Source organism: Nocardia sp. NPDC088792 (genome assembly GCF_044750615.1).
In the GTDB taxonomy this organism is placed as follows: domain Bacteria; phylum Actinomycetota; class Actinomycetes; order Mycobacteriales; family Mycobacteriaceae; genus Nocardia.
Map to the genome: position 1 here is coordinate 135,396 of NZ_JBIVKC010000005.1, position 24,452 is coordinate 159,847.

General features: G+C 68.3%; 23 protein-coding genes. 10 read left to right on the forward strand and 13 right to left on the reverse strand.

What is annotated here, in order from left to right; all coding sequences use genetic code 11:
• The first annotated feature begins 115 nt into the window (after positions 1–115).
• Entirely contained in the window at positions 116–1,033 is a 918-nt protein-coding gene (locus tag ACIP5Y_RS32835; RefSeq protein ID WP_400356087.1) for a DUF5926 family protein, read from the forward strand.
• Between the two features lie 156 nt (positions 1,034–1,189).
• Here the strand turns inward: ACIP5Y_RS32835 and ACIP5Y_RS32840 are convergent, their stop codons facing one another.
• From ACIP5Y_RS32840 to ACIP5Y_RS32855, 4 genes are all read right to left on the reverse strand, one after another.
• Complete coding sequence (locus ACIP5Y_RS32840; protein ID WP_400356089.1) at positions 1,190–1,738, reverse strand: ferritin; 549 nt, start codon at positions 1,736–1,738, stop codon at positions 1,190–1,192.
• Positions 1,739–1,830: 92 nt separating this feature from the next.
• Complete coding sequence (locus ACIP5Y_RS32845; protein ID WP_400356091.1) at positions 1,831–3,705, reverse strand: LCP family protein; 1,875 nt, start codon at positions 3,703–3,705, stop codon at positions 1,831–1,833.
• Between the two features lie 74 nt (positions 3,706–3,779).
• Complete coding sequence (locus tag ACIP5Y_RS32850) at positions 3,780–4,577, reverse strand: CPBP family intramembrane glutamic endopeptidase (protein WP_400356092.1); 798 nt, start codon at positions 4,575–4,577, stop codon at positions 3,780–3,782.
• A 127-nt stretch (positions 4,578–4,704) separates the two neighbouring features.
• On the reverse strand, positions 4,705–5,475 hold the full coding sequence (locus tag ACIP5Y_RS32855) for a DUF2470 domain-containing protein (protein ID WP_400356094.1): 771 nt from the start codon (positions 5,473–5,475) through the stop codon (positions 4,705–4,707).
• A gap of 86 nt (positions 5,476–5,561) precedes the next feature.
• Here ACIP5Y_RS32855 and ACIP5Y_RS32860 point away from each other — a divergent pair, with 86 nt between their 5' ends.
• From ACIP5Y_RS32860 to ACIP5Y_RS32870, 3 genes are all read left to right on the forward strand, one after another.
• Positions 5,562–5,987, forward strand: a complete 426-nt coding sequence (locus ACIP5Y_RS32860; RefSeq protein WP_400356096.1) for a hypothetical protein — start codon at positions 5,562–5,564, stop codon at positions 5,985–5,987.
• An 80-nt stretch (positions 5,988–6,067) separates the two neighbouring features.
• Positions 6,068–6,985 carry a prephenate dehydratase gene (pheA, locus tag ACIP5Y_RS32865; protein WP_400356098.1) on the forward strand — a complete coding sequence of 306 codons (918 nt, stop codon included), beginning with the start codon at positions 6,068–6,070 and terminating at the stop codon, positions 6,983–6,985.
• Positions 6,982–7,644: a histidine phosphatase family protein gene (locus ACIP5Y_RS32870; protein WP_400356100.1), complete on the forward strand. Its 663-nt coding sequence runs from the start codon at positions 6,982–6,984 to the stop codon at positions 7,642–7,644. The genes pheA and ACIP5Y_RS32870 overlap by 4 nt, the downstream gene beginning before the upstream one ends.
• Positions 7,645–7,691: 47 nt before the next feature.
• Here the strand turns inward: ACIP5Y_RS32870 and ACIP5Y_RS32875 are convergent, their stop codons facing one another.
• The 6 genes from ACIP5Y_RS32875 to ACIP5Y_RS32900 form a co-directional block, all read right to left on the reverse strand.
• On the reverse strand, positions 7,692–8,522 hold the full coding sequence (locus tag ACIP5Y_RS32875; protein WP_400356102.1) for an ESX secretion-associated protein EspG: 831 nt from the start codon (positions 8,520–8,522) through the stop codon (positions 7,692–7,694).
• Positions 8,519–9,712 carry a PPE domain-containing protein gene (locus ACIP5Y_RS32880; protein WP_400356104.1) on the reverse strand — a complete coding sequence of 398 codons (1,194 nt, stop codon included), beginning with the start codon at positions 9,710–9,712 and terminating at the stop codon, positions 8,519–8,521. Before ACIP5Y_RS32880 ends, ACIP5Y_RS32875 begins: the two co-directional genes overlap by 4 nt.
• A 15-nt stretch (positions 9,713–9,727) precedes the next feature.
• Positions 9,728–10,039 carry a PE family protein gene (locus ACIP5Y_RS32885; protein ID WP_397008099.1) on the reverse strand — a complete coding sequence of 104 codons (312 nt, stop codon included), beginning with the start codon at positions 10,037–10,039 and terminating at the stop codon, positions 9,728–9,730.
• 139 nt (positions 10,040–10,178) lie between these two features.
• Complete coding sequence (locus ACIP5Y_RS32890) at positions 10,179–10,532, reverse strand: metallopeptidase family protein (RefSeq protein WP_400356106.1); 354 nt, start codon at positions 10,530–10,532, stop codon at positions 10,179–10,181.
• A gap of 10 nt (positions 10,533–10,542) precedes the next feature.
• A complete protein-coding gene (locus ACIP5Y_RS32895; RefSeq protein ID WP_400356108.1) occupies positions 10,543–11,703 on the reverse strand; it encodes a septum formation family protein in 1,161 nt (386 codons plus the stop codon).
• Between the two features lie 60 nt (positions 11,704–11,763).
• Positions 11,764–13,365 (reverse strand): GMC family oxidoreductase, encoded by a 1,602-nt coding sequence (locus ACIP5Y_RS32900; RefSeq protein WP_400356110.1) that lies wholly within the window; start codon positions 13,363–13,365, stop codon positions 11,764–11,766.
• A gap of 246 nt (positions 13,366–13,611) precedes the next feature.
• Here ACIP5Y_RS32900 and serS point away from each other — a divergent pair, with 246 nt between their 5' ends.
• From serS to ACIP5Y_RS32915, 3 genes are all read left to right on the forward strand, one after another.
• Complete coding sequence (gene serS / locus ACIP5Y_RS32905; RefSeq protein ID WP_400356112.1) at positions 13,612–14,871, forward strand: serine--tRNA ligase; 1,260 nt, start codon at positions 13,612–13,614, stop codon at positions 14,869–14,871.
• 99 nt (positions 14,872–14,970) lie between these two features.
• A complete protein-coding gene (locus ACIP5Y_RS32910; protein ID WP_400356114.1) occupies positions 14,971–16,839 on the forward strand; it encodes a putative bifunctional diguanylate cyclase/phosphodiesterase in 1,869 nt (622 codons plus the stop codon).
• Between the two features lie 43 nt (positions 16,840–16,882).
• Positions 16,883–18,334, forward strand: a complete 1,452-nt coding sequence (locus tag ACIP5Y_RS32915; protein WP_400356116.1) for an MFS transporter — start codon at positions 16,883–16,885, stop codon at positions 18,332–18,334.
• Positions 18,335–18,512: 178 nt separating this feature from the next.
• On the opposite strand, the gene ACIP5Y_RS32920 is transcribed toward ACIP5Y_RS32915, so the two are convergent.
• A complete protein-coding gene (locus tag ACIP5Y_RS32920; RefSeq protein WP_400356919.1) occupies positions 18,513–19,445 on the reverse strand; it encodes a DMT family transporter in 933 nt (310 codons plus the stop codon).
• 229 nt (positions 19,446–19,674) lie between these two features.
• On the opposite strand from ACIP5Y_RS32920, the gene ACIP5Y_RS32925 reads away from it, so the two are divergent.
• Both ACIP5Y_RS32925 and ACIP5Y_RS32930 read left to right on the forward strand, forming a co-directional pair.
• Complete coding sequence (locus ACIP5Y_RS32925; protein WP_400356117.1) at positions 19,675–20,694, forward strand: MauE/DoxX family redox-associated membrane protein; 1,020 nt, start codon at positions 19,675–19,677, stop codon at positions 20,692–20,694.
• Between the two features lie 103 nt (positions 20,695–20,797).
• Positions 20,798–21,151, forward strand: coding sequence for a calmodulin (locus ACIP5Y_RS32930; RefSeq protein ID WP_400356118.1), 354 nt, complete (start codon positions 20,798–20,800; stop codon positions 21,149–21,151).
• A 57-nt stretch (positions 21,152–21,208) separates the two neighbouring features.
• Here ACIP5Y_RS32930 and ACIP5Y_RS32935 read toward each other — a convergent pair whose 3' ends face one another.
• Positions 21,209–22,762, reverse strand: a complete 1,554-nt coding sequence (locus ACIP5Y_RS32935; RefSeq protein ID WP_400356120.1) for a Rieske 2Fe-2S domain-containing protein — start codon at positions 22,760–22,762, stop codon at positions 21,209–21,211.
• Between the two features lie 44 nt (positions 22,763–22,806).
• The gene (locus ACIP5Y_RS32940) at positions 22,807–23,592 is read right to left on the reverse strand and encodes a hypothetical protein (RefSeq protein WP_400356122.1); all 786 of its coding nucleotides are present in this window, start codon (positions 23,590–23,592) and stop codon (positions 22,807–22,809) included.
• A gap of 97 nt (positions 23,593–23,689) precedes the next feature.
• On the opposite strand from ACIP5Y_RS32940, the gene ACIP5Y_RS32945 reads away from it, so the two are divergent.
• Positions 23,690–24,442, forward strand: coding sequence for a lysophospholipid acyltransferase family protein (locus tag ACIP5Y_RS32945; protein WP_400356124.1), 753 nt, complete (start codon positions 23,690–23,692; stop codon positions 24,440–24,442).
• The last annotated feature ends 10 nt before the right edge of the window (positions 24,443–24,452 follow it).

Sequence of the window (24,452 nt, forward strand, 5' to 3'; positions counted from 1 at the left end):
CTCGGTCTGGACTGAGTGGAGCGAAGCGGGGGAGCGGAGGGAAGACCGAGCTAGCAGGGCCGCGAACACGCCCGTAGCGAAGCGGAGGGCCAAAGGCACGGTAGGTTTGCCAGCTATGGGTAAGAGCAAGCGCAACAGTCCCAAGCCGGACAGCAACCGCGCGCAGAAGCTGGCCGCCCGCCGCGCCGCACAGGAGCAGGCGGCGCAGACCGTCACGCGGCCGTTCGAGGGCTTGGCCGCCGAGTGCGATCTGGTCGCGCTACGGGAGTTCGTGCCGTCCGCGACCGCGACGCTGAAGTTGTCGTCGAATGTCGCCGCCGAGCGTGCGGTCACGCTCGCCACCGTGCTGCCGGGTGCGGTCGCCGCGCTGGTGCGGGCCGGGGACGAGCCGACCGGTTTCGTCGGCACGCAGGTGCAGTTCCAGTCCGCCGATCCTTCCCAGGATCTGGCCGCCGCCATCCTGTGGACCCAGTCCGCCACCCCGGGCGAGTCGCTGACCACCGCGAATGTGGATGCCGCGCCGCGTCTTTCGGAGGTGCTGGATCCCGGCGCCGCGCTGGACCTGACCGTGCACCAGAACTTCGACTGGTGGGTGCCCGAGGGCGTCACCCCGGATCCGCAGGTGGCCGCCACCATCGAGCAGGCCAACCAGGCGATCATGCCGTCGGCCCGCCTGGAACTGGGCGCGGACGCGGTGGGCGCCGCCTGGTGGGTGGATGCCGGTGAGAAGGCGCACGTGCGCTGGGTACGCCCGGAGGACGAGGATCAGCTCATGCTGGCGCTGGCGCGGCTGCACGCGGCCGGCACCTTGAGCCTCGGTGAGGGTTCGCGTTTCGCGGGGTCGTTCCGCACGCACGGCCTGCTGGTGCCGGTCTTCGATCTGGACCCGGAGCGGCACGCCACCGAATGGGAAGCCGGCGCACGCGAATTCGGCGCCCGCCTGGCGGAGGCGCTGAAGGTGGATGCCCCGCTGACCTCCGAGGAGCGGCGTTCGCGCGACGGCCTGCGCTCACGTCAGGTCACCCTGCGCTGAGTCCGCTCGGCACCGCACCGATCTCGGTGCGCACATGACACTCGACAGGCCCGGTCCACCGTGTGGACTCGGGCCTGTCGAATACTGAATATCCAACCGAGCGCTCAGAATCCGCGCCGAGCGCTGCGCCGAACTATCGTCGAGCGCGGTGCCGAATTACAGCGAGCCGCCGGCGGCGTGCGGGGCGCCCGACGCGTCCTTGGGGCCGCTCATTTCGCGGGAGACGAAGTTCTCCAGATCGAACATATTGCTGCTGGCGCGCTCGGCGACGGTGAGGAGCGTCTTCATGGTCGCGACTTCCTCGACCTGCTCCTTCAGGAACCACTGCATGAACTGCTCGCCCTGGTAGTCGCCTTCTTCGCGAGCGGTCTTGGCGAGCTGGATGATCTGCTCGGTGACCGTCTGCTCCTGAGCCAGCGCGAGGGCGATCGGCTCCTTGGCGTTCGCGAATTGCGATTTCGCGGCGTCGATATTGGTGAACTCGACGCCCAGGTCCTGATCGACCAGGTACTGCGCGAGCATCATCGCGTGATTGCGCTCTTCGACGGCCTGCTTGTAGAAATACTTGGCCAGCACCGGCAGGTCCGCATTGTCGAACCACACCGCGATCGCGCGGTACTGGTGTTCGGCATTGAATTCGTTGCGGATCTGGTCCTGCAGCAGGGCGTGGAACTTGCTGCTCTTGGTTTGGGTTCGGGTGGACATGCGGAAGACATTAGCCCTGGTCAAAACGCGTGTCATCCAAGTGCAGCCTTATTGAGTGCAGCCTAAATGAGGCAAGTATTGCCTAATTTTAGCTAGGTGCCGACGGTGGTCACCAGATCGGCGGGTACCTGTTGATCCTTGGCGAGTGCGTCGAAGAACCTGGAGGCCTTGTCCTTGTCCCAGAGCAGCACGTTTCCGCTCGCGGTGTCCTCGAAACCGCCCACCGGCACCGTGGTCGCCACGGGGTTACTGTCCAGTGCCCGGCCCAGTGTCGCGAGATTCCAGACGTGCGCGCCCTTGTCCACCTGCAGCGCGTTCGTGGCCCCGGTCAGCAGTGGCCAGAAACGGAACGGATCGATGAGCGTCCACGGGCTGGTCGACTTCTTCAGCAGCGCATTCAGGAACTTGCGCTGATTCTGCATACGATCCAGATCCGCGAGCGGAGTGGCGCGTGATCGCACGAATCCCAGAGCCTCGGCGCCATTGAGTTTCTGGCATCCCGCGGACAGGTTGATACCGGCCAGCGGATCGTTCATGGGTTGGTCCAGGCACATATCGATACCGCCGACCGCATCGACGACATTCGCGAATCCGCCGAATCCGATTTCCGCGTAGTGATCGATATGCAGTCCGGTCGCGCCTTCGACGGTCTGTACCAGCAGATTCGCGCCGCCGATGGCGAAGGCCGCATTCAGCTTGTCCGTACCGTTGCCGGGAATGCTCACATACGAATCGCGCGGCAGGCTCACCAAGGTCGGCCGTCCCGACTTCGGAATATGCACCAGGATGATGGTGTCGGTCCGCGCCCCTTCCACGTCGGACGCATCACCGGTGGACAGCTGTTTTTCCTGTGCGGCGGTGAGCCCGGTCCGGCTGTCCGAACCCACCAGAAGCCAATTCGTCCCGGGCGTGTCGCCGATCCGCCCCGGGTAGTCGGCCAGCGCATCGGTCCGCGTCAGATGCGTGTCCACATAGATCCCCGCCCCGATCGGCAGAATCAGAACGAACAGCACCAGAGCGAGCAATATCCGCCCCCACCGGAACCGCCACCTGCGCCGCGGCCGCGGCTCCCGCGCCGGCCGCGCCCGCTTGGTCCGCGGCGGCGGCGACAATGGCGGCGCCGCACCCTGATTCCCCCCGGGCCGCTGCCCGGGCCCTTCGGGCGTGTACTCGCCGGCCGCGTACCGCCGGGTGGCATTCGGCGGCACCCGATCTCCTGCCGCCGGACTCCCATACGCCGGGCCGCGATTCCCGCCGGCCGGATTACCCTGCGCGGGGCCGCGATTCCCGCCGGCCGGATTATCCTGCGCCGGGCCGCGATTCCCGCCGGCCGGATTACCCTGCGCCGGGCCGCGATTCCCGCCCGCCGGATTGCCTTGCACGAGACCCCTGTTGCCGCCTGCCGGATCACCCTGTGCGGGACCTCGATTGCCGTCCATCGGATTGTGCTGTGTGGCGCCCGGATACGCGCCCGCCGCGTTACCGCGCGCGGGGCCTCGATTGCCGTCCGGCGGATCACCCTGCGCGGGCCCTGGCATGCCCCGTGCGGGACCTCCGTTGCCGCCGAGTCTCGCATTGCCCGGTGCGAGGCCGCGGTTTCCGCCGGGGCCCGGATTGGCTTGCGGGGGCGGTCTGTTGCCGAGGGGTGGCCGATCGGCCTGCGGGTTTCCTTGCGGCGGGAGGGGCTTGCGGGGGCGGTCGGGGCGGCGGGGGCCGCCGCCCTGCTCCCAGGGTTCGGGTTCGCGGGACCAGGCGAGTTCGGGGGTGTGGTCCTTGCGGTGAATGATGCTGGTCGGTTCGATGCCGGCTTGCCCGTCGCGGTCGAACCAGTCCGGTTCGGGGTCCTGGCCGCGCGCTGGGGGATTCGGTCGCCCGGGGTTAGCTCGGGCCGCCGGGGGCTCGCCTGCCCGGTCCGGCGGCGGCTCCCGGCGCAGCCGTGCCTCGTGCCGCGGGTCATCGCCGTTCATCACTGGAAACTGTACTTATCCGAGCGGCGGAGTGGTTCATTCCGATCGCATCACGGCCCGGTAGGAGACCGGTATCACGGCAGCCAGGAGACGTGTCCATGCAGGAAGGTGTACCCGATGTAGGCCACCGAATCGATGATCGCGTGTGCCAGCAGCAGCGGCCACAAACGATTGGTGTGCTGCCAGTACCGCCCGAAGATCAGCCCCATCACCAGGTTTCCGACACCCCCGCCGAGCCCCTGGTAGAGGTGATAGCTGCCGCGCAGCAGCGCCGACGCCAGCAGCGACCGATTCTCGGACCAGCCCAGCGCCCGCAACCGCGTGATCAGATAGCCGACCACCAGCACTTCCTCGGCGGCCGCATTGGCCCACGCCGACAACACCAGGACCGGTAGTCGCCACCAGTGTTCGAGCGAACTGGGCACGATGGTCACGCTCACGCCCAGTGCATGCGCCACGAGATACAGCCCCAGCCCGGGGATTCCGATGACCGCCGCGAGCACCAGCCCCGGCAGCACATCGGCCTGCCACCGCAGCCGCCGCACCAGCCCGATGGCGTGCGGCGCGATCCCGCTGCGCCACAACAGGTACAGGCCCAGTGCCGCCCACCCCAGCAGCCGCGCCACACTCAGCAACTGGAAGAACAGGTCGATGGTGGATTGCGCGGCCCGCGACGGATTCAATGCGACCGTCTGCCCGCCCACGCCCCCGGGCGAGAGCGCGCTCTCCAGCAGCGACAGTGCCGCACTGGCCCCGCTCAGCCCGAAGGTGACGACCAGCACCACCGCGATCTCGAACCGGATGCCCCGCCGTTCCGGCTCGGACGATTCGGGTTTCGGCCACACGGGACCGGACTCTGCAGCCGCACACATGGCAGCCAATCTAGGCGCGCGACCTGATCCGGTCCCGCAGCCGCGGCACTATGTGCTGCACAGGTTCGATCAGCTGACCGGTTCGCGTGTCTGCCGAGTCCGCGGCCCGGCGCGCCGGGGTGCGTGCTCAGATGCGTTCGAGTCCGCCGCGGAAGGGATTGCGCGCCAAGGCCTGTACCGCGCGGCTCAGCGATTCGATGTCGTCGGCCGGGCAGGGAAACGGGATCCGGACATCGTGGTCGGCGTCGACGGCTTCGACGCGCAGGGTGACGCCGTAGCGGTCGATGGCGAGCGGGTGGATGAGCGCGCCGCGCCGCATGGTCGGCGGCAGTCGCCGCGCCAGCCGGTCGATGACATCGGCGTGGTCGGCGTGCAGGTGCTGCAGCCAGGCGCCTTCGAGCGCGACGAACGGGTCGGGCCGGGCGCCGCGCAGCTGGTCGCGGCAGACGGAGTCGGCGCCGGAGTTGTCGGCGACCACGGCCGAGTCGATGACCAGCCGCAGCAGGGTCGAGGTGTGCCCGACGTCGAGCAGCGCGGGGTGCGGGTGGTCCTCGGCGACGGCGGTGGCGAGTGCCCGCTGGGCGTGCCGGGGTACGGCGTGCACCCAGCCGCGCAGCCACACCAGGGCGCGGACGGGTTCGCGCAGGGGGAGGGGTGCGTGGTCGGTGAGTTCGAGGACGGCGGGGGAGCCCTGTGCGCCGCAGCCGTCGACGAGTCCCGCGGCGGCGGAGTGCATGGGTACGGCGATGACGATGTCGCCGCACTGCCGCAGGAAGTGCACGGAGGTGGGTGCCGGGTCGAGGCCGGGTAGTGCGAGTTGTGCGCTCTCGGCGTGGGCGCAGGCGCTGTGCACGCGTTCGGCGGTATTGGGTGCGACGAGCGGGGCCGCTTCTTGCATACACACCTCCAAGGGGAATTAGGTAAACCTAAGCTAAGTGACGGTGTGATCTCGCGCAACCCTGCCACTCACATACGGTGAAACCCGTGCCGCACGATTCCGCCCCCGCGCCCGAACCGGTCCTCATGCAGCTGTCCGTGCCCATCAGGTCCGAACAGCGCGCCCTCACGGCGGGCCTGGTGCGCCCCATCAGCGCGGATCCCGGCACCGCGGAAATCCTGGAGCTGACCGCCGACGACGGGACCGTCTCGGAATTCCTGGTCCGAATCGCCCACGGCGACACCGGCTTCATCGCCCGCACCGATTCCGGCGACCGGGCGATCGGCATCGTCGCCGCGACCGTCGCCGCCCTCATGGGCGAGGACATCCGCGCCGCCCTGGCCGGCCCGGACATCGCCTTCCTCACCGGTCTCGGACAACCCGCGATCGATGCCCTGCACGAGGTCCTGCTCGCCATCGAATCCGCGGATCCGGACGCGATCACCCGGTCGCTCCGCGTCTTCGATGCATAACTCGCCCCGTCTGGGAAGCGTTTACCGCTCAGTCACACAAAGGACAAGGTGATCCGGCGCACGCAAGTAATGTCGTAACCGTGCCGCGCATCGCCTACTTCGGGCCGTCGGGAACCTTTACGGAGATGGCCCTCGCAAAACTCGAATCCGCCGGAGTCTTCGGTGGACCGGTCGAGCGTGTCCCGGCCCCGAGCCAGGGCGCGACCATCGAGCTGGTCCGGGCCGCCCAGGTGGAGGGCGCGGTGGTCCCGATCGAAAGCTCCGTGGAGGGCTCGATCGCACCCACCCTGGACGCGCTGGCGGTCGGTCCGCGCCTGCAGATCATCGCCGAGACCGATCTGGACGTGGCCTTCACGATCCTCGGCCGGCCCGGCATCGAACTCGCCGACGTGCGGACGGTGGCCGCCTATCCGGTGGCCGCCGCGCAGGTGCGGCTGTGGCTGGCGCGGCGGCTGCCCCAGGCCGAGATGTACACCTCCGCCTCCAATGCCGCCGCCGCCGAGGATGTCGCGGCCGGGCACGCGGACGCCGCGGTCTCCACGGCCCTGGCCGGCGCGCGCCTCGGCTTGCCCTCGCTGGCGGACGGCGTCGCCGATGTCGATCAGGCGGTCACCCGTTTCGTGCTGGTCGCGCCGCCGCAACCGGCGCCGCCACGCACGGGCGCCGACCGCACCTCCATCGTGCTGGAACTGGCCAACGAGCCGGGTTCGCTGATGCGGGCGTTCGCCGAATTCGCTACCCGCGGTATCGATCTCACCCGCATCGAATCCCGCCCGACCCGGACGGGCATGGGCACCTACCGCTTCTACCTGGACTGCGTCGGACATATCGACGACACCGCGGTGGCCGAGGCCTTGAAGGCCCTGCACCGCACCGCCGCCCGGATCCGTTACCTCGGATCCTGGCCGGCCACGGCGGCGACGGGCACCCCGCCGCCGCCCGACGAACCCGCGGCGGACTGGCTGGCGGATTTGAAGAAGGGAGTAGCCGACCTGTGACCGGCAAACTCATCCTGGTACGGCACGGCGAGACGGAGGGCAATGTCGGGAAGATCCTCGACACCCGGCTGCCGGGCCTGCCACTGACCGAACGCGGTGTGGCGCAAGCGAAATCGTTCGGCGCGAACCTGGACACCGCACCGCAGCGCCTGTTCTCCTCGGAGGCCCTGCGCGCCAGACAGACCGGCGGCTACATCGAGGAGGCCACCGGTGTCGGCCTGGAAGTGCTTCCCGGCCTGGAAGAGGTGCAGCTGGGCGAGCTGGAGGGCCTCAACACCAGGGCCGCGCACGAAACCTTCCAGAACGTCTACCACGCCTGGCATTTCGGTGATCTGGCCGCCCGCGTCCCCGGCGGCGAATCGGGCCTCGAGGTTCTCGACCGCTACATCCCCACCCTGCACCGCCTGCGCGACGAATTCCTCACCACCCCCGGCGCACCCGACGTCATCCTGGTCAGCCACGGCGCCGCCATGCGCCTGGTCTCCCGCGAATTGACCGGCGTCCCACGCCTCTTCGCCGCCAACAACCACCTCGACAACACCGAAACCATCGAACTCGTCCCCGGCCCCGACGGCACCTGGGACTGCCTCCGCTGGGGCCGCTACCCGGCCCCCTTCACCGGCGCCATCGCCCCCACCGGCGACGACCCCATGGGCTGACCACCGGCCGCGGCTTTCCGCCGTGCTCGGCGACAGGCAGTGATTCGTCAGTCGTGGGGTGGGGTTGCCGGGAAGTCTGAGCGGAGCGGTAGGGATGCGATGAGGTCCTGGAGGGCGGTGCGGAGGCGGGCGGGCGTGCCGGTGGAGAGGGAGGTCCACTTGGTGCCGTCGTCGGCGCGGCTGGTGGTGGCCAGGAAGCGGCCGTGGCGGGTGTCGAAGACGGCGAGGTGATTGTCGGTCACGTCGCGGCTGGCGTCGCCGTAGCGGATGCCGGTGATCTCGGCGTGGGCGTCCACCTGGATCAGGGCCGAGGCCAGGGTGGCCGCGTCGCGGTCGGGGTTGCCGACGCGGGCAAGGTTTTTCGCGGTGGTCGTGACATCGCCGGCGTCGTCGAAGAGGGGGGCCAGTTCTTCGGTGGGCGCGTTCATGCCGGTCAGTTCGAGGGGGTCGGCGGTGCCGATGGCCGCCATGACGGTGCCGGGGAGGTCGTGGCCGGCCGTGTCCAGCACGTACGAGTCCGGGCCGCGCAACGCGATCACTTCGAGGTCGTCGCCCTTGGCGAGGCAGAGGCGGTTGACCTGGCCGTGCACATACCAGCGCAGGGCGACCACCCAGTGCGGCCGGTTCAGCACGCGCAGCCGCTCGGCCAGTTCGGGATGCACCCTCCCCTCGTCGAGGAGGCCGCGTTCGGTCAGGGTTCCGGCGGCGGCGCGCAGGGCGGCATCGTGTTCGCCGGCATTGTCGTAGCGGCCCATGGCATTCAGCACCACGGGCAGCTCGTCGATCTCCGATGTCTCCAGCAGGCACTGCATTTCGTCGAGGGACAGCGTGACCGCGCCCAGCAGCGACGGCCCGCGGCCGGTGCCGAGTACGGTCACCGGTCGCCCGGGGGATCGCCGCCGATGACGGAGGGCGCGAGCGCCCGCCCGTCGGCGAAATGCTCGACCGAACGCCCGTAGTCGTGCCCGTGGCGCGTGTCGTCCTCCTCGTCGCCCTGGCTGCCGAGCAGTGGGTTGCCCGACCGCACGGGCCCGGAGGTGGACGCGGACGTATTCGGTGCGACCGCAACGGGTTCCGCGACCGGTGCGACCGCCGCGGCCGGAGCCGGTGCGCCGCCGGATCCGAGCCCGGAACCCCAGCCCTCGGGGAGTTTCAGAGTGCCGCCGCCGTTTCCGATGTTCACGGTCCCGAGACTGCCGAGCCCGCCGCCGAAGGACACGGCCTGCGTGCTGAGCGCGGCCCCGCCCACACCCGCGGCGGCCAGGCCGCCCTCGGCGATCATCGGCGCCGGATGCCCACCGCCCGCCGCGACCTGGGTCAGCTGGGTGACGGCCGAGATCGCGCTGCCCGCAACATTTCCCACGCTACTGGCGCCGGTGGTGACCACCGAACCCGCCACCTGCGCGGCCTGCGAGACCGCGCTGGTCACGGCCGGGTTCTGCGCGAGCGCCGCCGCGGCCGCCAGGGCCGCCTGCACCGGGTCGCCGGCATTGGAGGCGTCGGACCCGCCGTTCGCCGAGCCCGCGCCGAGTGCGATGGGCGGCGGCATGAGGAAGGTGCCGGGCGTGGTGACCATGAGAGTGGTTGCGGCCTCGTAGGTTTCCATGACCAGCGCGGCCCTGATGTCGAGGGCCAGCTTGGCGGCCTCGGCCGCTTCGGCGCTGCCGTTGAGCGCGCCACCGCTGGAGTAGGCCGCGACCCGCGCGGCTTCGACCGCGGCGATCTCGGGCAGGCTGGGCATGGCGATGGAGGCGACGGTGTACGCAATGACGTTTGCTGATGCCTTGCCGGCCATCACACCCGCCATTACGGCCTGCTGCTCGGCCCACACGGTGAATCCACCCAGCCGGGCCAGCACATTGAGCCCGTTCAACCCCTGTAGACCCACCCCCACCTCGGCCATTACCCGGGCGACGGTCGTGGTGGCATCCACCCATGCGGCGGTGAGCACGCCCCACGAGGTGCCGGCCGCCGAGATCGGGATGGCGTGCGCGCCCGCGTTCAGCGTGACGGAGTTCAGTTCGGCCATGCGGGGCAGCCAGAACACCCCGGTGATCCCCAGTGTCATGCGTGTATCTCCCCTCTACACCTGGATGGCGTCGATACCTGCGGCGCGCAAGGCGTCCTGCGCGAGGTACTGCGCGAGTTGCATGCGCAGCGTCGCGGCCGCGTGGTGCAGTTCGAGAATGCCCTGCGCAACGGCCCGATCATGGGTCAGCGCGGCCTGATTGAAGTGGGCGGCGGCTAGAAACGAGACTTCTTCGGTGCCGGAAGGGATCACATGCGTGGTGGGTCCGCTGAAAGTCGAAGCGGCCGTCAGCCGCTCGGCCAGCAGGTCCAGCTCGAGCGCCGCCGCGAGGACGACCTCGGGCTGCACGAGAACGTGACCGACCATGATGGGACTCCCTTCGACGTTCAACTTCCCAGCCCCGGCGGGGTTTCAGGGGCTGCCCCTGAGAGCTCCGAGAGTTGGTTTCTCCCCCGGTTATGAAGATTGGACGCAGAGGTTTGCTGATCGGTTCCCAGCTGACGCGTCAGCCCCATCCCAACTGATGCAGGCGGTCGTCGTCAATCCCGAAATAGTGAGCTATCTCATGAATCACTGTGATTGCCACCTCTTCGACCACTTCTTCTTCGCTGTGACACATCTCCAGGATGGTTTCGCGATAGATGGTGATCGTGTCCGGTAGCGCGCCCCCGTAATGGGAGAAGTCCCGGTTGGTGAGCGCAATCCCGTGATACAGCCCGAGCAGATGCGGATCCTCGGCATTGCGCGGCTCGATGAGCACCACGACATTGTCGATGGCCTCGGCCAATTCCTTCGGAATCAGGTCGAGCGCGTCCCCGACGAGCTCTTCGAAGCGCTCGTCGGACAGGTGGACCGGCATGGTCCCGCCCCTACCGCGACGGCGGGATGACGGGCGGGGCGGCGCCCGGCAGTGGCGGCGGCGTGTAGCGGCCGTTGTTGGGCGGCGGCACCGGCGCCTGCCCGTCGATCTGGATGTCGCCGCGGGCGGTGCCGGTGATGCTGGCGAACCCGTCCTGGTCCGCGCCCTTGCCGACCATGCAGTTGAGGCTGCGGCTGCCGGCCAGCCAGCTGCGCGCGTCGAGGAAGTCCCAGAACAGGGTCAGGGTCTTGTTGCGCAGTGCGTCGGGGGCGCCGAGGTAGTCGCCGGCGTCCTTGCCGCACTGGTCTTCCATGAACTTGTCCTGGTCGTCCTTGGACGGCGGGCCGCCCTGGAACTGCTTGCCGAGGTCGACGGTGGACACGATCTCGTAGGCGTGCGGCTGGGTGCAGTCGACCGGGTCGGTGGGCAGGTTGCCCTTGATGCCGATGCAGGTGCCGACGTCGTAGACCTTGGACTGGTTGCTGTCGCGCACGCTGCCGGTGATGGGCCGGGTGGCGACGCCCTGACTGCCGGCGACCTGCAGGCCGCAGCGCAGGGTGCGTTCGCCGGCCTTCCAGCCGGCCTCGCCCGGGTTGATCAGGCCGACCGCGAATTTGCCGCGCGGGTCGAGCTTTCCGCCGAGGTAGACCTGGGCGGCGCTGACGCAGTGCTCATCTCGCAGTTCGGAGAAGCGCAGCGAGTCGGGGAAGCGCGAGCCGGGCCCGAATTCCTTGCCCGGGTACTTGCTCAGGTCGACATCGGCGGTGACTTCGAACAGATGCTTGCCGCCGCAGTCCACCTTGCTCAGGTCGCTGGCGTTGGGCTTGGACCAGTTGAGGCAGTCGCCCTGCCGGGCCGTGCCGAACGCCGCGCCCGCGACCGCGCCGGTGGGCTGCGTGCCGCCCGGTGTGTGCGCTTCGACTCGCCCGGAGTCGAAGCCGGAGATGAGCAGTGTGATGAGCGCGGCCACCACGGCGCCGACGGCGACCGCGAGCAGTCCCCAGCGCAGGGTCGGCGCCGACAGCGGACCGTCGGAGTCGAGCTTCCCGCGCAGATTGCGCAGGGGTCCCAGCGGCCCGCCGCCCTTTTTCCGGGCGCGGCCGCGAGGCCCGCCGGGCATGCCGGGACCGGGCTGCGAGAACGGAGGCGGAGGCAACTGTTCGTCTGACATCGCGTCCCATCATTGCAGCGCGATCAAGCCCTCGCCACGAACTGATCAGCTTCGCACCCCCTAGGGCGCGATCAGGTCGGCTGCTTTCTCTCCGATCAGGACCGCGGGGGCGTGGGTGTGGCCGCGGGTGATGACCGGCATGACCGAGGTGTCGACGATGCGGAGTCCTTCGACGCCGCGGACGCGGAGTTCGGGGTCTACGACGCCACTGTCATCGGAGGTCATGCGGCAGGTGCCGACCGGGTGGTAGAGGGTGTGCGAGTGGTCCTCGAGGCAGCGGCGCAGGACCTCTTCCATCGGGGTGTCGGCGGGGACGGGCGGTTGCATGATGTCGCCGATATGTCCTTTGAGCGCAGGCTGATTCGCGATGTTCACGCACAGTTGCAGGCCGGCGAGCAGGGCTTCGCGGTCTGCGGCTTCGGTGCAGTAGCGCGGTTCGATGCGCGGCGGGGTGAAGGGATCGGGGGAGGTGAGGGCGACGAGTCCGGTCGATTCGGGTTTCAGCAGCACGGCCGCGAGGGTGATGGCGTGCCCGTCGGGTTCGGCGAGGCCCTCGCCGATGTAGGGGGCGGGCGCGAAGATCAGTTCCAGGTCGGGCAGTCCGAGATCCTCGCCGGCCTGCGCCTTGCTGTGCGCGAAGCCGTAGGCCTCACCGATGTTCGAGGTGAGTTGCCCGCGTCGCAGCAGCAGGTAGTTGCCGAGTTCGAGGAGGTTCTTGTCGGCGCCGTAGAGGCTGCCGCCGCGGGTGCGGTAGACGATGGGCGCGGCGAGGTGGTCGCGCAGCCGGCGGCCGACGGCCGGATTGTGGTGCAGCACCGGGATTCCCAGTTCCCGCAGGTCTTCGCCGTGCCCGATGCCGGAGAGCATGAGCAGTTGCGGGGTGTTGATGGCGCCGGCGGAGAGGATGACCTCGCGCTTGGTGTACATGATCTTGGTTTCGTCGCCGATCCGGTATTCGACGCCGACCGCCCGGTTCCCGTCGAAGACCACCCGCGTGACATGCGCGTCGGTCACCACCGTCAGATCCCGGTGCCGCTGCAACGCGGGCCGCAGATAGGCGTCCGCCGTACTCCATCGGGCCCCGCGCTTCTGCGTCACCATGGTCTCGGTGAACCCTTGCGGCCGTTCGGTATTCGCGCGTTCGACCGTATAACCGGCCTCGGTGACCGCCTGCAGGAAGTCCCGGGTCAGCGCCCGCGGGCTGCGCTGCTTGGAAATATGCAGCGGCCCTTCGGTGCCCTCGCCGGGTTCGCTGCCGCCCTCCACGGTCGCCATGCGCTCGAAGTACGGCAGCACGTTCTCGTAGGACCAGCCGGGCCCGGCGTGCATGGCCCATTCGTCGTAGTCGGCGGCGAATCCGCGCACCCACATCATGGCGTTCATCGAGGAGGAGCCGCCGAGCATCTTGCCGCGTGGCCAGTAGATCCGCCGCCCGGCCAGCGCGGGCTGCGGTTCGGTGCGGTAGTTCCAGTCGTTGGCGCCCTCGAACAACTGGTTGAATCCGGCCGGAATGTGCGCGAACTTGTCCTTGTCCTCGCCGCCGGCCTCGAACAGAACGACGCTGGTCCGGGGCCGTTCGGTCAGTCTCGCGGCCACCGCCGCTCCCGCGGACCCCGCTCCCACGACGACGAAATCGGCTGTGCTCGGCATGTATTGGGGCATGGGGACTCCTCGGACTTCACCACGGCAGCTGCCCATCACTATGGCCTGGCCTCGAGGAGCCAGTCGAGGATTAGCGGGATCCGGCCAAAAAACTGTCATGGTTCGCGGCCGGCTCGATTCTGGACTGAGTGGAGCGGGGGAGCGAAGCGGAGGAGCGGAGGGAGGGAAGAATCGAGACTTAGGGCCGCGAACCCCGCCCGGAACGCAGTGGAGGGCAAATTAAACACAGCCGATAGGCTTGCTCTTATGATCGACCTTCGATTCCTGCGGGAAAACCCGGATGTGGTCCGTGCGTCGCAGCGTGCTCGCGGCGAGGACCCGGCCCTGGTGGATGCCCTGCTCGAGGCGGATGCGGCTCGTCGCGCCGCGGTCGCGACGGCGGATACGCTGCGCGCCGAGCAGAAGGCTCTCGGCAAGAAGGTCGGCAAGGCTTCCCCGGAGGAGCGCCCGCTGCTGCTGGCGCAGGGCCAGGAGCTGTCGGCGAAGGTGAAGGAGGCGGAGGCCGCCGAGAACGCCGGCAATGCCGACCTCGACGCCGCGCAGCGCGCCCTGTCGAACGTGGTGCAGGAGGGCGCCCCCGCCGGTGGCGAGGACGACTACATCGTGCTCGAGACCGTCGGCACGCCGCGCGAATTCGATTTCCAGCCGAAGGATCACCTGGAATTGGGTGAGGGTCTCGGCATCCTGGACATGGAGCGCGGCGCGAAGGTGTCGGGTTCGCGGTTCTACTTCCTCACCGGTTACGGCGCCATGCTGCAGCTCGGCATGCTGCAGCTGGCCGCGCAGAAGGCGATGGCCAACGGCTTCACCATGATGATCCCGCCGGTGCTGGTGCGCCCGGAGATCATGGCGGGCACGGGTTTCCTGGGTCAGCACGCGGCGGAGATCTATCACCTCGAGGAGGACGACCTGTATCTGGTCGGCACCTCGGAAGTGCCGCTGGCGGGCTATCACTCGGGCGAGATCCTGGATCTGAGCAACGGCGCCAAGCGGTATGCGGGCTGGTCGTCGTGTTTCCGCCGGGAGGCGGGCAGCTACGGCAAGGACACCCGCGGCATCATTCGCGTGCATCAGTTCGACAAGGTGGAGATGTTCGTCTACACCCGCCCGGAGGACGCGGATGCCGAGCATCAGCGCCTGCTGGCGTGGGAGCGGGACATGCTCGCCGCGGTCGAGGTGCCGTATCGCGTGATCGATGTGGCGGCGGGTGATCTCGGTTCGTCGGCGGCCCGGAAGTTCGACTGTGAAGCATGGGTTCCGACCCAGCAGACCTACCGCGAACTCACGTCGACGTCGAACTGCACCACGTTCCAGGCGCGGCGCTTGAATGTCCGCTACCGGGACGAGAACAACAAGCCGCAGACCGCGGCCACGTTGAACGGCACGCTGGCCACCACACGCTGGATCGTCGCGATTCTGGAGAACCATCAGCAGGCCGACGGTTCGGTGCGGGTGCCGGCGGCGCTGGTGCCGTTCGTCGGAACCGACGTCCTCACGCCGCGCTGAGCTTCGGAATCCATGTGTTAACCGATCGTTCGCGCTCGGTGCGGTCATTTCCGGCGGTTGTGTCTACCGTCGGCAAACCTTTTGTTTAGGCTGGTGCCCGTGCGAGGAATCGGGTCTCGCGGCGATACCCGAACGCGGGTGCGGGCGGCATCGGCGCTGGCGACAGCAATGGTCATGGCTCGGACCACCGGGGCGTTCTACGTCATGGGCGGGGTGCTGGGTCTCATACTCACTGCCGTCGCTCCGGGTGATGAGGGCAATCGGCCGCTGGTCGGGGTGGCGGCGCTGGTCGCGCTGCTGCTGGGATTGAGTCTGCTGATCTGGGGTCCGCGGCTGCCGCATTCCGTGCATCACGGGTATGTGGCGGCGGCGACCGTGCTGGTGACCATTGCGGTGCACTGGTTTCCGAATACGGTGGGCGCGATCAGCCTGGCGGCGTTCTATGTGTTCGTGGCCTGTGATGCGGCCATCTTCTTCTCGTGGCGGTGGCTGGGCGCGCATCTGGCGTTCGCGATCGCCTGCTGTTTGTGGGTGGTGCCGTCGCGGGGGCTGCCGTGGTGGTCGGGTCTGATTCCGGCGGGTATCACGTTCGGGATCGGCATCGTGGTGGGCATTTTGACGCGGATGGCGTCGGATGCCGATATCGATGTGCTGACGGGTCTGTTGAATCGCCGTGGTTTCGATCGCGCGTTGAACAATGCGATCGCGCATGCCACTCGCTCGGATCAGGGGCTGGCGCTGGTGCTGGTGGACCTGGACCGCTTCCAGAAGATCAATGACCATCTCGGCCATCGGGCCGGTGACGCGGTCCTGCAGCGGGTGGCGGACACCTGGTCGAAACTGCTTGCGCCGGACCAGCGTCTGGCCCGGTACGGCGGTGACGCGTTCGCGTTGCTGCTGCCGGGCACCACCGAGCAGGCCGCGATTCTGCTGACCGAGCAGTTGCGGGCCGCGGTGACCACCGGTTGCTCGGCGGGCGTGACCTCTTGGCAGCCGGGCGAATCCGGATCACTGCTGGTGAGTCGTGCGGATGTCGGCCTGTACCGGGCGAAGCAGGCGGGCCGCAATCGCACCGTGCTGGAGTCGTCGCGGCAGCTGCCGCTGGCGGTGGAACTGCGCGAGGCCATCGACCGCGGCACCCTGGACGTGCAGTACCAGCCGATCGTGTCGCTGTCGGACGGCGCGACCCGCGCGGTGGGTGTGGAGGCATTGCTGCGCTGGTCTTCTCACGCGCAGCCGGAGGTGACGACGGAGGGCCTGATCCGGGTCGCGGAGGAGTACGACCTCATCTCGGATCTGGACGAGCTGGTGTTGCGCCGCGCGTGCGCGGATGCCGCCCGCCTGCAGGAGACTTTCGCGCAACTCGACCTGACCCTGAACGTGAACGTCTCGGGCCTGGAACTGGCCGAAACCGAGTACGCGGACCGGGTTTCCGGCATCCTCAGCGAAACGGGCTGGCCCGCCGACCAGTTGGTGCTGGAGGTGACGGAGAGCGAACTGGCCGCCGAATCCGATACCGCCATCGCGAACCTGCACAAGCTGCGCGAGCGTGGCGTTCGTATCGCCATCGACGATTTCGGCACCGGCTACTCCTCGCTGAGCCGCCTGGCCACCCTGCCTTCGGACATCCTGAAGGTCGATCAGTCCTTCGTGGCCGCCATCCGCTCCGATTCCCCCGCGCCCCCGCTGCTGGGTGTGATTGCGGCCCTGAGCAAGTCCCTCGACCTACAGGTGATCGCCGAGGGCGTCGAAACCGAATACCAGGCCGCGGTCCTCACCGAACTGGGTTTCGCGCTGGCTCAGGGCTACCACTACAGCGACTCGCACCCGGTGGCCGAACTCATCAACGACCTGAACGAACGCCACGGCCTGGTGGGCGCCGCCATCGCCGACCACGAACCGAACACCAATGGCTGGATTCCCCTCGACAATCCTCTCGACGGTGGTCCCGCGGGCGCGCAGAATTGATCACATGCGTCTCCTGACCTACAACTGTTGATCTTCCCGCTCGGTGCGCGGCCTGACCGCCCGCACCCTCCTGTTCGCTTTCACCGCGGACCTGATCCCGCTCTACGCCCTGTACGCCCTGCTCTTCGCGGCGCACGGCCTGAGCACCGCCCGGATCTCGGCCCTGCTGGCCATCTGGTCGGCGACCACCTTCCTCCTGGAGATCCCGACCGGCCCCTGGGCTGACACGGTCTCCCGCCGGGTGTTGCTGATCCTCTCGGGTGTCCTGTTGACCGCCGGCTTCACCGTCTGGACCGTCTTCCCCTCGTTCCCCGGTTTCGCCCTGGGCTTCGTCCTCTGGGGTGCGTCGACGTCCCTCCGCTCCGGCACCTTCGAAGCCCTGATCTACGACGGCCTGGCAGCCCGATCGGCAACCGACCGCTACCCCCGGCTCCTCGGCTACCTCCGTGCCGCCTCCGAATCCGCCGCCCTCCTCGGCATTCTCGCGGCCGCCCCGCTCTACGCCTGGGGTGGCTACCCCCTCGTCTCCTGGTCCAGCATCGCCATCGCCGGCCTGCACACGGCCTCCGCCTCGACCCTGCCGAGCGCACCGAAGGCGGTAGCCGCTGCGGCAGTCGACAGCCTGGAGGACGAACCACACACGCCCGCGCCGCGATCCGGAACTTCCGAGGCCGCGCCGCGATCCGGGGCTTTCGAGGCCGCGTCGCGATCGGCGACGTCCGGGGCCGGAGCCGCTACCGTCGCAGACCTGCCGCCGATCTCGTCGGCCGGTGACCGGACTCCGGGGCCCGGTACCGCACCTCCCGCGTCGATCGATGACGATTCACCCCCGAAAGTCGCCGTGCCGCAGCCTGTCTCGCCACAGTCCGCAGTGTCCGGTGCGGCGCGGTATGCGGGGATGCTGCGGGCCGGTGTTCGGGAAGCGCTGCGGGTCCGCGTGATTCGCCGCGGGGTGATCCTGGTGGCGCTGCTGAACGGCGTCACGGCCTTCGATGAGTACTTCGCATTGCTGGCAGGTCATGCGGGTGCCGGCCCGTCCCTGGCAGCGGTACTCGTCGGTCTGACCATGGTGGGCGCGCTCGCCGGCGCCGCACTGGCGGGCCGCACGGAAGGCATCCGGCCGCGCACGATGGCGGCGGCCCTGTGCGTCGCCGGCGTCCTGTTCATCGGCGGTTCGCTACTGGCCGGCCTGGCCGCCCATTACCCGGCCGCGATGTACGTCCTGACGGCCGTGGGCTTTTCCTGCGTCGGCATCGCCTACGGCATCGACTTCGACGCCGATGTTCTCGCGTCGGCCCGTCTCCAGGACGCGATCGAGGGTCCGGCTCGCGCCACGATCACCTCGGTCTCGGGTTTCGTCACCGAGGTGATCGCCCTGCTGGTGTTCGCCTTCGTGGCCGTGGTGTCGGCCTGGCTCCCGATATCGGTCGTGGTCGCGCTGCTCGGCGTGCCGCTGCTGCTCGCCGGTGCCTTATCGGCGATCTGGAGGGGATGACGGTCGTGCGGTCGTGATCACGCCGCCGAGGTCGCCCGGCGGCAGGATGGATCGGGCAGTGGCGGTGCCGGGCACCCCGATCCTGTTGGCGGCGTAGCCGATCCCGTGCTCGGCTGCCGCCGCGCAGGCCCGTTCCGGCCCGATCGCCGACTGCCGGAGGGGGTCCGCGCAACAGGGTTCAGTTGCGTGAGCGGGTGGCGAGGGCGACGGCGACGAAGGTCAGGCCGCAGCCGGTCACGGCCGCGGCGGACAGTCCGGTGCCGGTCGGGGCGATCGTGTCGAGGACCACCGAGGCAAGGAGTTGTCCCGCTACGGAACTCAGCCCGAGCAGCAGTACGCCGATCCACCGCACCACCAGGACGGCCAGCCAGACGAACGAGATTCCGATCAGGCCACCGAGATACAGCCATGGAGCGGTGGGGAAGTGGGGTAGGTGTTCGCGCCGGGCCAGGACTGCCGCCTCGATGAGCACCAGGGCCGCCGTGCCCGTGGCGAAGTTCGCCAGTGTTGCCGAGAGTGGGCCGCCGATCGCTCCGACTCGGCCGTTCACTGCCTGCTGCCACGCCACCAATATGCCGGCCACGAGCGGCAGCACGATGAGTATCACCGTCGACCCGCCATGGGATCCGGTCGAATTGCCGCTGCGGCCGAGCACGGCCAGCAGGACGGCCGCGAGTCCGAGTAGGGCGCCGCCGATCCGCCACCCGGTGATTGGCGTCCGCCCGCCGGGGCCGAGTCCCATACGATCGACGATCAAGCTGCTGACCAGCTGTCCTGCCACGGCCGCGACCGTGAATGCGGTGACCCCGATGGTGGCGACGGTAAGCCCTTGGCAGGCGACGAAATACGCGCCGGACAGGCCGCCCAGCAGCTGCCACCAGGAGAGTTGGCCTGCGGCGACGGCGGCTCGCACCTGTCCGATCCCGCCGCGCAGTCGTCCGCTCGCCGCGTAGAGGACGGCGAGCAGCAGTAGTCCGGAGCCGAAGCTGATGGTGGCGGCGGCGATGCCGTCCCCGAGTTTCTCGCCCAGTTCTCCGTTGATCCGGGCCTGTGTGGCCACGGCAGCACCGATGGACCCCCCGAACCCCAGCCCCAGCCATCGCCGCACCATCACCGCCCGATTCTGCCGACTACCGTCCAGTCTCGAACGCGCGGCTCCCGCCGTGTCGTTTCGGAATACGGCCATCCGGCCGCCGAATCGCGTCGCGGTGGCAGCGGCTGCCCGTGCACGCGCTTGACCGGTGGGTTCCCGGTAAGTGGAACCAACCGGCTGTTCGGTATCGAAAGTCGTTCGAGGGATTCGTAATTCGCTGTCCATATGAGTGTGCAATGGTGCGGTCATGGCTATCGACTACGGGGTGTGGTGCGCGCGTCTGGTACTTGCCGTCGTGTTCGGGCTCTCGGCTTGGGGGAAGTTCGCCGATGGGGTGGGGACCCGGAAGGCGGTGGGGGAGTTCGGGATTCCGATTTCATGGGTGCCGGCGGTGGCGTGGGGGTTGCCGGGGGTGGAGGCGCTGGTGGCGGTGGCGTTGCTGCCGCCGTGGACGGCCGCGGCCGCGGCGCTGGTGGCGATTCTGCTGCTGGGCATGTTCACGGGCGCGGTGGTGCGGTTGCTGCGGCAGGGGAAGCGGCCGTCGTGCTCGTGTTTCGGGGCGTCCAGTTCGGCGCCGATCGGCCGCGGGACGGTGGTGCGCAATGTGCTGCTGATCGTGCTGGCGGGGTCGACTGTCGTTGCGACGCTGGCGGATCCGCAGGTTCCGGGAGTGCTGTCGCTGGATCGGGCGGTGGCGATGGCGGTGGCGGCGGGATTCGGCGCGATGCTGGTGTCGCTGTGGGGTGAGGTGCGGATGCTGCGGCGGCGGTTGGATGAGCAGGTGTTGTCGACGCTGGGCGGCGAGGGTTTGCCGGTGGGTGCGGTGGCGCCGGAGTTCGAGGTGTCGAACACGGCCGGTGGCCGGGCCGGTTTGGACGAGTTGCTGTTGCCGGGCAAGTCGCTGCTGCTGGTCTTCGTGCATCCGGCGTGTGAGATGTGCGCGGCGCTGGCGCGGGAGTTGCCGCGCTGGCAGGCCAGGACCGCGGATGTGCTGACCGTCGCGGTGCTGGGTAACGGCGATGTGGACGAGCATGCGGTGTGGGCTCGGGAGCAGGGGCTGGGGGAGATTCCGGTGCTGGTGCAGCAGGGAAATGAGGCGGCATTGCGGTATCGGGTGCGGGGAACTCCGTCGGGGGTCTTGATCGATCCGGACGGACGCGTCGTGGCTCCGGTGGCGCGCGGCGCAATGGCGGTGCGTGACTTGATAATTCGGACAAAACGAACCGCTAGGCCCTCGAATCCGCGGACAAACGGGGCGGTTCTCTAAATCTATTGCCGCACAATCCCTTTCGGCATTCTGCGCGGTTTGTCGGGCTTACCATCGAATGGCAAGGCTCTATCCACCCATCCGCGCAAGCGAGGGAAACATCATGGCCTACTTCGCATTCACCGACTATTCCGGCAAAGAATTCGTTTTCCAGCTGAACAACCAGCAGCGCATCGACGAAGCACGTCGCATTCTGTCCGGTGACGAGACGATGTCGACCCATGTTATGGGCAGGATCCGGAAGCGGAAGGCGCCGTACAACCCCGGCTGGGATTACTCGCTGGACCCGGACACCATTTCGTTCTTCACCATGGCGATCGAGGTGTGCGACGCGAGCATCGAATATGTCGAGGACTATCTCGACGAGGCGGGCGGCGCGTTCCTGCCGGGCCTGATCTGGTGTCCCTGGTCTTCGCGCCTCACTCGTGAGCTGAAGGATTCAGAGGTCCAGGGCTGAACAACCCGCAGGCTCGATTCCCGGCCGGTGCCCTCGCGGCGCCGGCCGGAACCGTTGTCAGGACTGCGCTTCGAGTTTCCGCGACCGCAATTCGTGGCCCTTGGACGTCTTGCACCGCCCGGATTCCAGATCCCACTGCCAGCCGTGCAGATTGCAGGTGAGGGTATTGCCCTCCACCACACCGAATTTCGACAGATCCGCCTTGAGGTGCGGGCACCGTCGCTGTACTTCCCAGCCGTCGAGTTCGGTGGAGGCGGAATCGTCGTGCGCCTCGTTGAACCAGCCGTCGGCGTAGGCGATGCGCTCATCGGTCAGGCATTTGAAGAACGTGTAGAGGAATTCGTTGTAGCCGCCGACCCGCCAGGTGGTGAAGCGGGTGGACAGGAAGATGGTGTTCACCCAGTCGGGTTCGTCATCGCGCAGCACGGTGCGCACCAGCTGCGGGTCGATGCGGAATCCGTAGCGGTACTTGCCTTCTCCCTCGATGGGTTCGCGCACCACCCGCTTGGGGAAGTCGAGCACCACGGTCTCGTCGCCCATGACCAGCCCGACGGCGTAGCCGATGCCGTCGCAGATGAGGTCGCTCTGCGCCATGATGGGCTCGAACTTGGCCTTCACCGCGGGCAGCAGCGGCTCCCCGGTTTCCTCGGCCCAGGTGGCCTTTTCGGCGGCGAGCACGGGCGCCATGCGCTGGGCCATGGCCTCGATGTAGGCGGCCTTGTCCCCGTAGATGGTGTCCGGGTCGACCGGGTGGGTGAGCGAGTTCAGTTCCTTGCCACGCAGATCCGCGGTGGAGCCGGGGATCATGAGCAGTCCGCCCTCGTTGCCGTGGATGCGCATCTGCTCGAGGAAGACCATCTGGTCGGGGAAGATATTGCCTTCGTCGCCGCGGTCGTCGTTGAGGTAGCGGAGTTCGTCGTCGAGGAAGACCGGCGGCCCGGCGGACGGGACGACCCAGGTGGCGCCGACCTGTTCGATGTAGGAGCGGCAGCGGTCCATGCCGCGCTGGCGCTTCTGCTTGCCGAAGTTGGCCTTGGTCTTGGCGGGGATGTCGTAGACCATCGGGTACCAGATGGCGCCGGAGTACTGCAGCAGGTGGATGTCCACGTGCCCGAAGGAGTCGTGCAGTACGTCCATGTCGACGGGCCGGGCGTCGTTCATGTTGAAGCAGACGGTTTCGCCGTCGGAGACGACGAGTCCGGAGTCGCCGATGGGTCCGTCGGCGGGCGCGCGCAGCGCGATGATCATGATGTCGAGGTCGCCGCCGGGACCGGTCACCGTGTGCTTGACCGAGTCCTCGGTCTCCACGAACTTGTGGAAGCCGAGCTTCTCCAGCTCGCGCTTGAGGTCCGGCACCGGGTAGTCGGGGAGCAGGACGGTGGTGTCCTTATTGATCTTGTCGGCGAGGTGCTTCGCGTCCCAGTGGTCACGGTGCAGATGCGAGACGTACAGGAAATCGCAGTTGCCGAGTTCGTCCCAATCCAGCTGGGTGTTGTCGGGGAACGGGAACCACGATCCGAAATAAGCCGGATTGACCCACGGATCGCACAGGATCGTGCCGGCCGTGGTGCGGATGTGGAATCCGGCGTGTCCGACGCTGGTGATCTGCACGAGCTTCTTCCTCCCTGACCGTTACCAGCCACCCAGAGTACTGGCTAGCCCGAGACGTCGCCGATGCAGTAACCCTCCGCGCCCGACTTCAGGGTGTATGTCTGTTTCTTCTGGATTCCGGTGGTGCTGGTGACGGGTACCGACACGGTGATCGAGTCCCCGCGCTGCCAATCGGACTTGATGGCCTGATCCTCGAACGCCGCGATGGCGGCCGGATACCGATCCTGCGCCGAGCTGTCGCACAGCAGCGGATAGCGGCTCTCGACATCGGCGGGATCGAGCGGTTTCCCGGCCAGCCGGGACAGGAAGCGCCGCACGGTGTGCCGCGCGTCGGCATCGTCGAAGGCGGGTTCGGTGCCGGACGGGAAGACCCGCGGGCAGGCGTATCCGGACGCGATATCGCTGTCCTCGGCGACGACGGTGACCTCGTCGTTCTGCCAGGTGGCGGTGCTGCCGTCGGCCGTGCCCGCACGCGAGAGCGCGTCCAGGATCGGTCCGGGATCGGCGTACATGGTCTGCACATTGCGCGGCGCCATGGTCCAGCAGCGGTCCGCCATCCCGTCCAGCCCGTGTGTGCGCAGGTCGGTGGCCCAGTGCGCGACCGCGGCCGCCGCCTCCGGTTGCCCGAGGACCGCCGCCACCTCCGCCGAGGTGGCCGGCGTGGTCCCGGCGCTGGTGGCCGCCGGTTCCTCGGTGGCATAGAAGTCGGTGCCTTCGAACCCGACCTTGGAGTGGTCGCAGCCGCCTGCGAGGCAGGCCGTGGCGATCAGGAGACTTCCGAGCAGCCCCGTGCGGAAGTGTTCACGCAATGCTGTCCGGTCGGTTACCACTCGGGCGAACCTCTTTCGTGTCGAGACGTCACTGCTGCTGACAGGTGTTGCCTGGATCACTGGATGCCGCGCGGGCAGCGACTACGCTAGCGGACTTGTGGAACCCGTCTACTTCCCCGTCATCGGGCTGGCGCGCACGATCTTCGCTGCGCAGGGCCTGAAGTTCACCGTCAAGGGCGACGAAAACATCCCGGCGACCGGTGGTGCGGTCGTCGCCATCAATCACACCGGCTATATGGACTTCACGTACGCCGGCCTGCCCGCGCGTACGCCGAAGCGCTACATCCGCTTCATGGCCAAGAAGGAAGTGTTCGATTCCGCCGTTTCGGGCCCGATCATGCGGGCCCTCAAGCACATTCCCGTGGACCGCGCCGCCGGCGCCGAGTCCTATCACGAGGCGGTGAACCGGCTCCGCTCCGGCGAATTGGTCGGCGTCTATCCCGAGGCGACCATCAGCCGCAGTTTCGAGTTGAAGGAATTCAAGTCGGGCGCGGCACGCATGGCCATCGAGGCGAACGTCCCGATCATCCCGATGGTGATCTGGGGCGCGCAGCGGGTGTGGACCAAGGGGCATCCGAAGCGCCTGGGCCGCACCAACACTCCGATCTCGATCTCGGTGGGCAAGCTCATCCAGCCCTATGAGCCCGCGTCCGCGCTGACCGCGGAACTGCATTCGACGATGGCGGAACTGCTCCTCGATCTGCAAAAGGATTACGTCCACGAGCCCGGCGCCTACTGGGTTCCGGCGCGCCTGGGCGGCAGCGCGCCCACACTCGAAGAGGCCAATGCCCTCGATGCCGCCGAGGCGGAGGAGAAGGCCGCGCGCCGCGCGCAGAAGCCCGCCGAATAATCCGGTCGAG

Excerpts from the sequence above, each read along its gene's own strand:
- ACIP5Y_RS32845 (WP_400356091.1), bottom strand. The coding sequence starts at position 3,705 with ATGAACGGCGATGACCCGCGGCACGAGGCACGGCTGCGCCGGGAGCCG.
- ACIP5Y_RS32880 (WP_400356104.1), bottom strand. The coding sequence starts at position 9,712 with ATGACACTGGGGATCACCGGGGTGTTCTGGCTGCCCCGCATGGCCGAA.
- ACIP5Y_RS32835 (WP_400356087.1), top strand. The coding sequence starts at position 116 with ATGGGTAAGAGCAAGCGCAACAGTCCCAAGCCGGACAGCAACCGCGCG.
- ACIP5Y_RS32930 (WP_400356118.1), top strand. The coding sequence starts at position 20,798 with ATGGCCTACTTCGCATTCACCGACTATTCCGGCAAAGAATTCGTTTTC.
- ACIP5Y_RS32890 (WP_400356106.1), bottom strand. The coding sequence starts at position 10,532 with ATGCCGGTCCACCTGTCCGACGAGCGCTTCGAAGAGCTCGTCGGGGAC.
- ACIP5Y_RS32840 (WP_400356089.1), bottom strand. The coding sequence starts at position 1,738 with ATGTCCACCCGAACCCAAACCAAGAGCAGCAAGTTCCACGCCCTGCTG.
- ACIP5Y_RS32920 (WP_400356919.1), bottom strand. The coding sequence starts at position 19,445 with ATGGTGCGGCGATGGCTGGGGCTGGGGTTCGGGGGGTCCATCGGTGCT.
- ACIP5Y_RS32900 (WP_400356110.1), bottom strand. The coding sequence starts at position 13,365 with ATGCCCCAATACATGCCGAGCACAGCCGATTTCGTCGTCGTGGGAGCG.
- ACIP5Y_RS32855 (WP_400356094.1), bottom strand. The coding sequence starts at position 5,475 with ATGCAAGAAGCGGCCCCGCTCGTCGCACCCAATACCGCCGAACGCGTG.
- ACIP5Y_RS32925 (WP_400356117.1), top strand. The coding sequence starts at position 19,675 with ATGGCTATCGACTACGGGGTGTGGTGCGCGCGTCTGGTACTTGCCGTC.
- ACIP5Y_RS32850 (WP_400356092.1), bottom strand. The coding sequence starts at position 4,577 with ATGTGTGCGGCTGCAGAGTCCGGTCCCGTGTGGCCGAAACCCGAATCG.
- serS (WP_400356112.1), top strand. The coding sequence starts at position 13,612 with ATGATCGACCTTCGATTCCTGCGGGAAAACCCGGATGTGGTCCGTGCG.
- ACIP5Y_RS32895 (WP_400356108.1), bottom strand. The coding sequence starts at position 11,703 with ATGTCAGACGAACAGTTGCCTCCGCCTCCGTTCTCGCAGCCCGGTCCC.
- ACIP5Y_RS32885 (WP_397008099.1), bottom strand. The coding sequence starts at position 10,039 with ATGGTCGGTCACGTTCTCGTGCAGCCCGAGGTCGTCCTCGCGGCGGCG.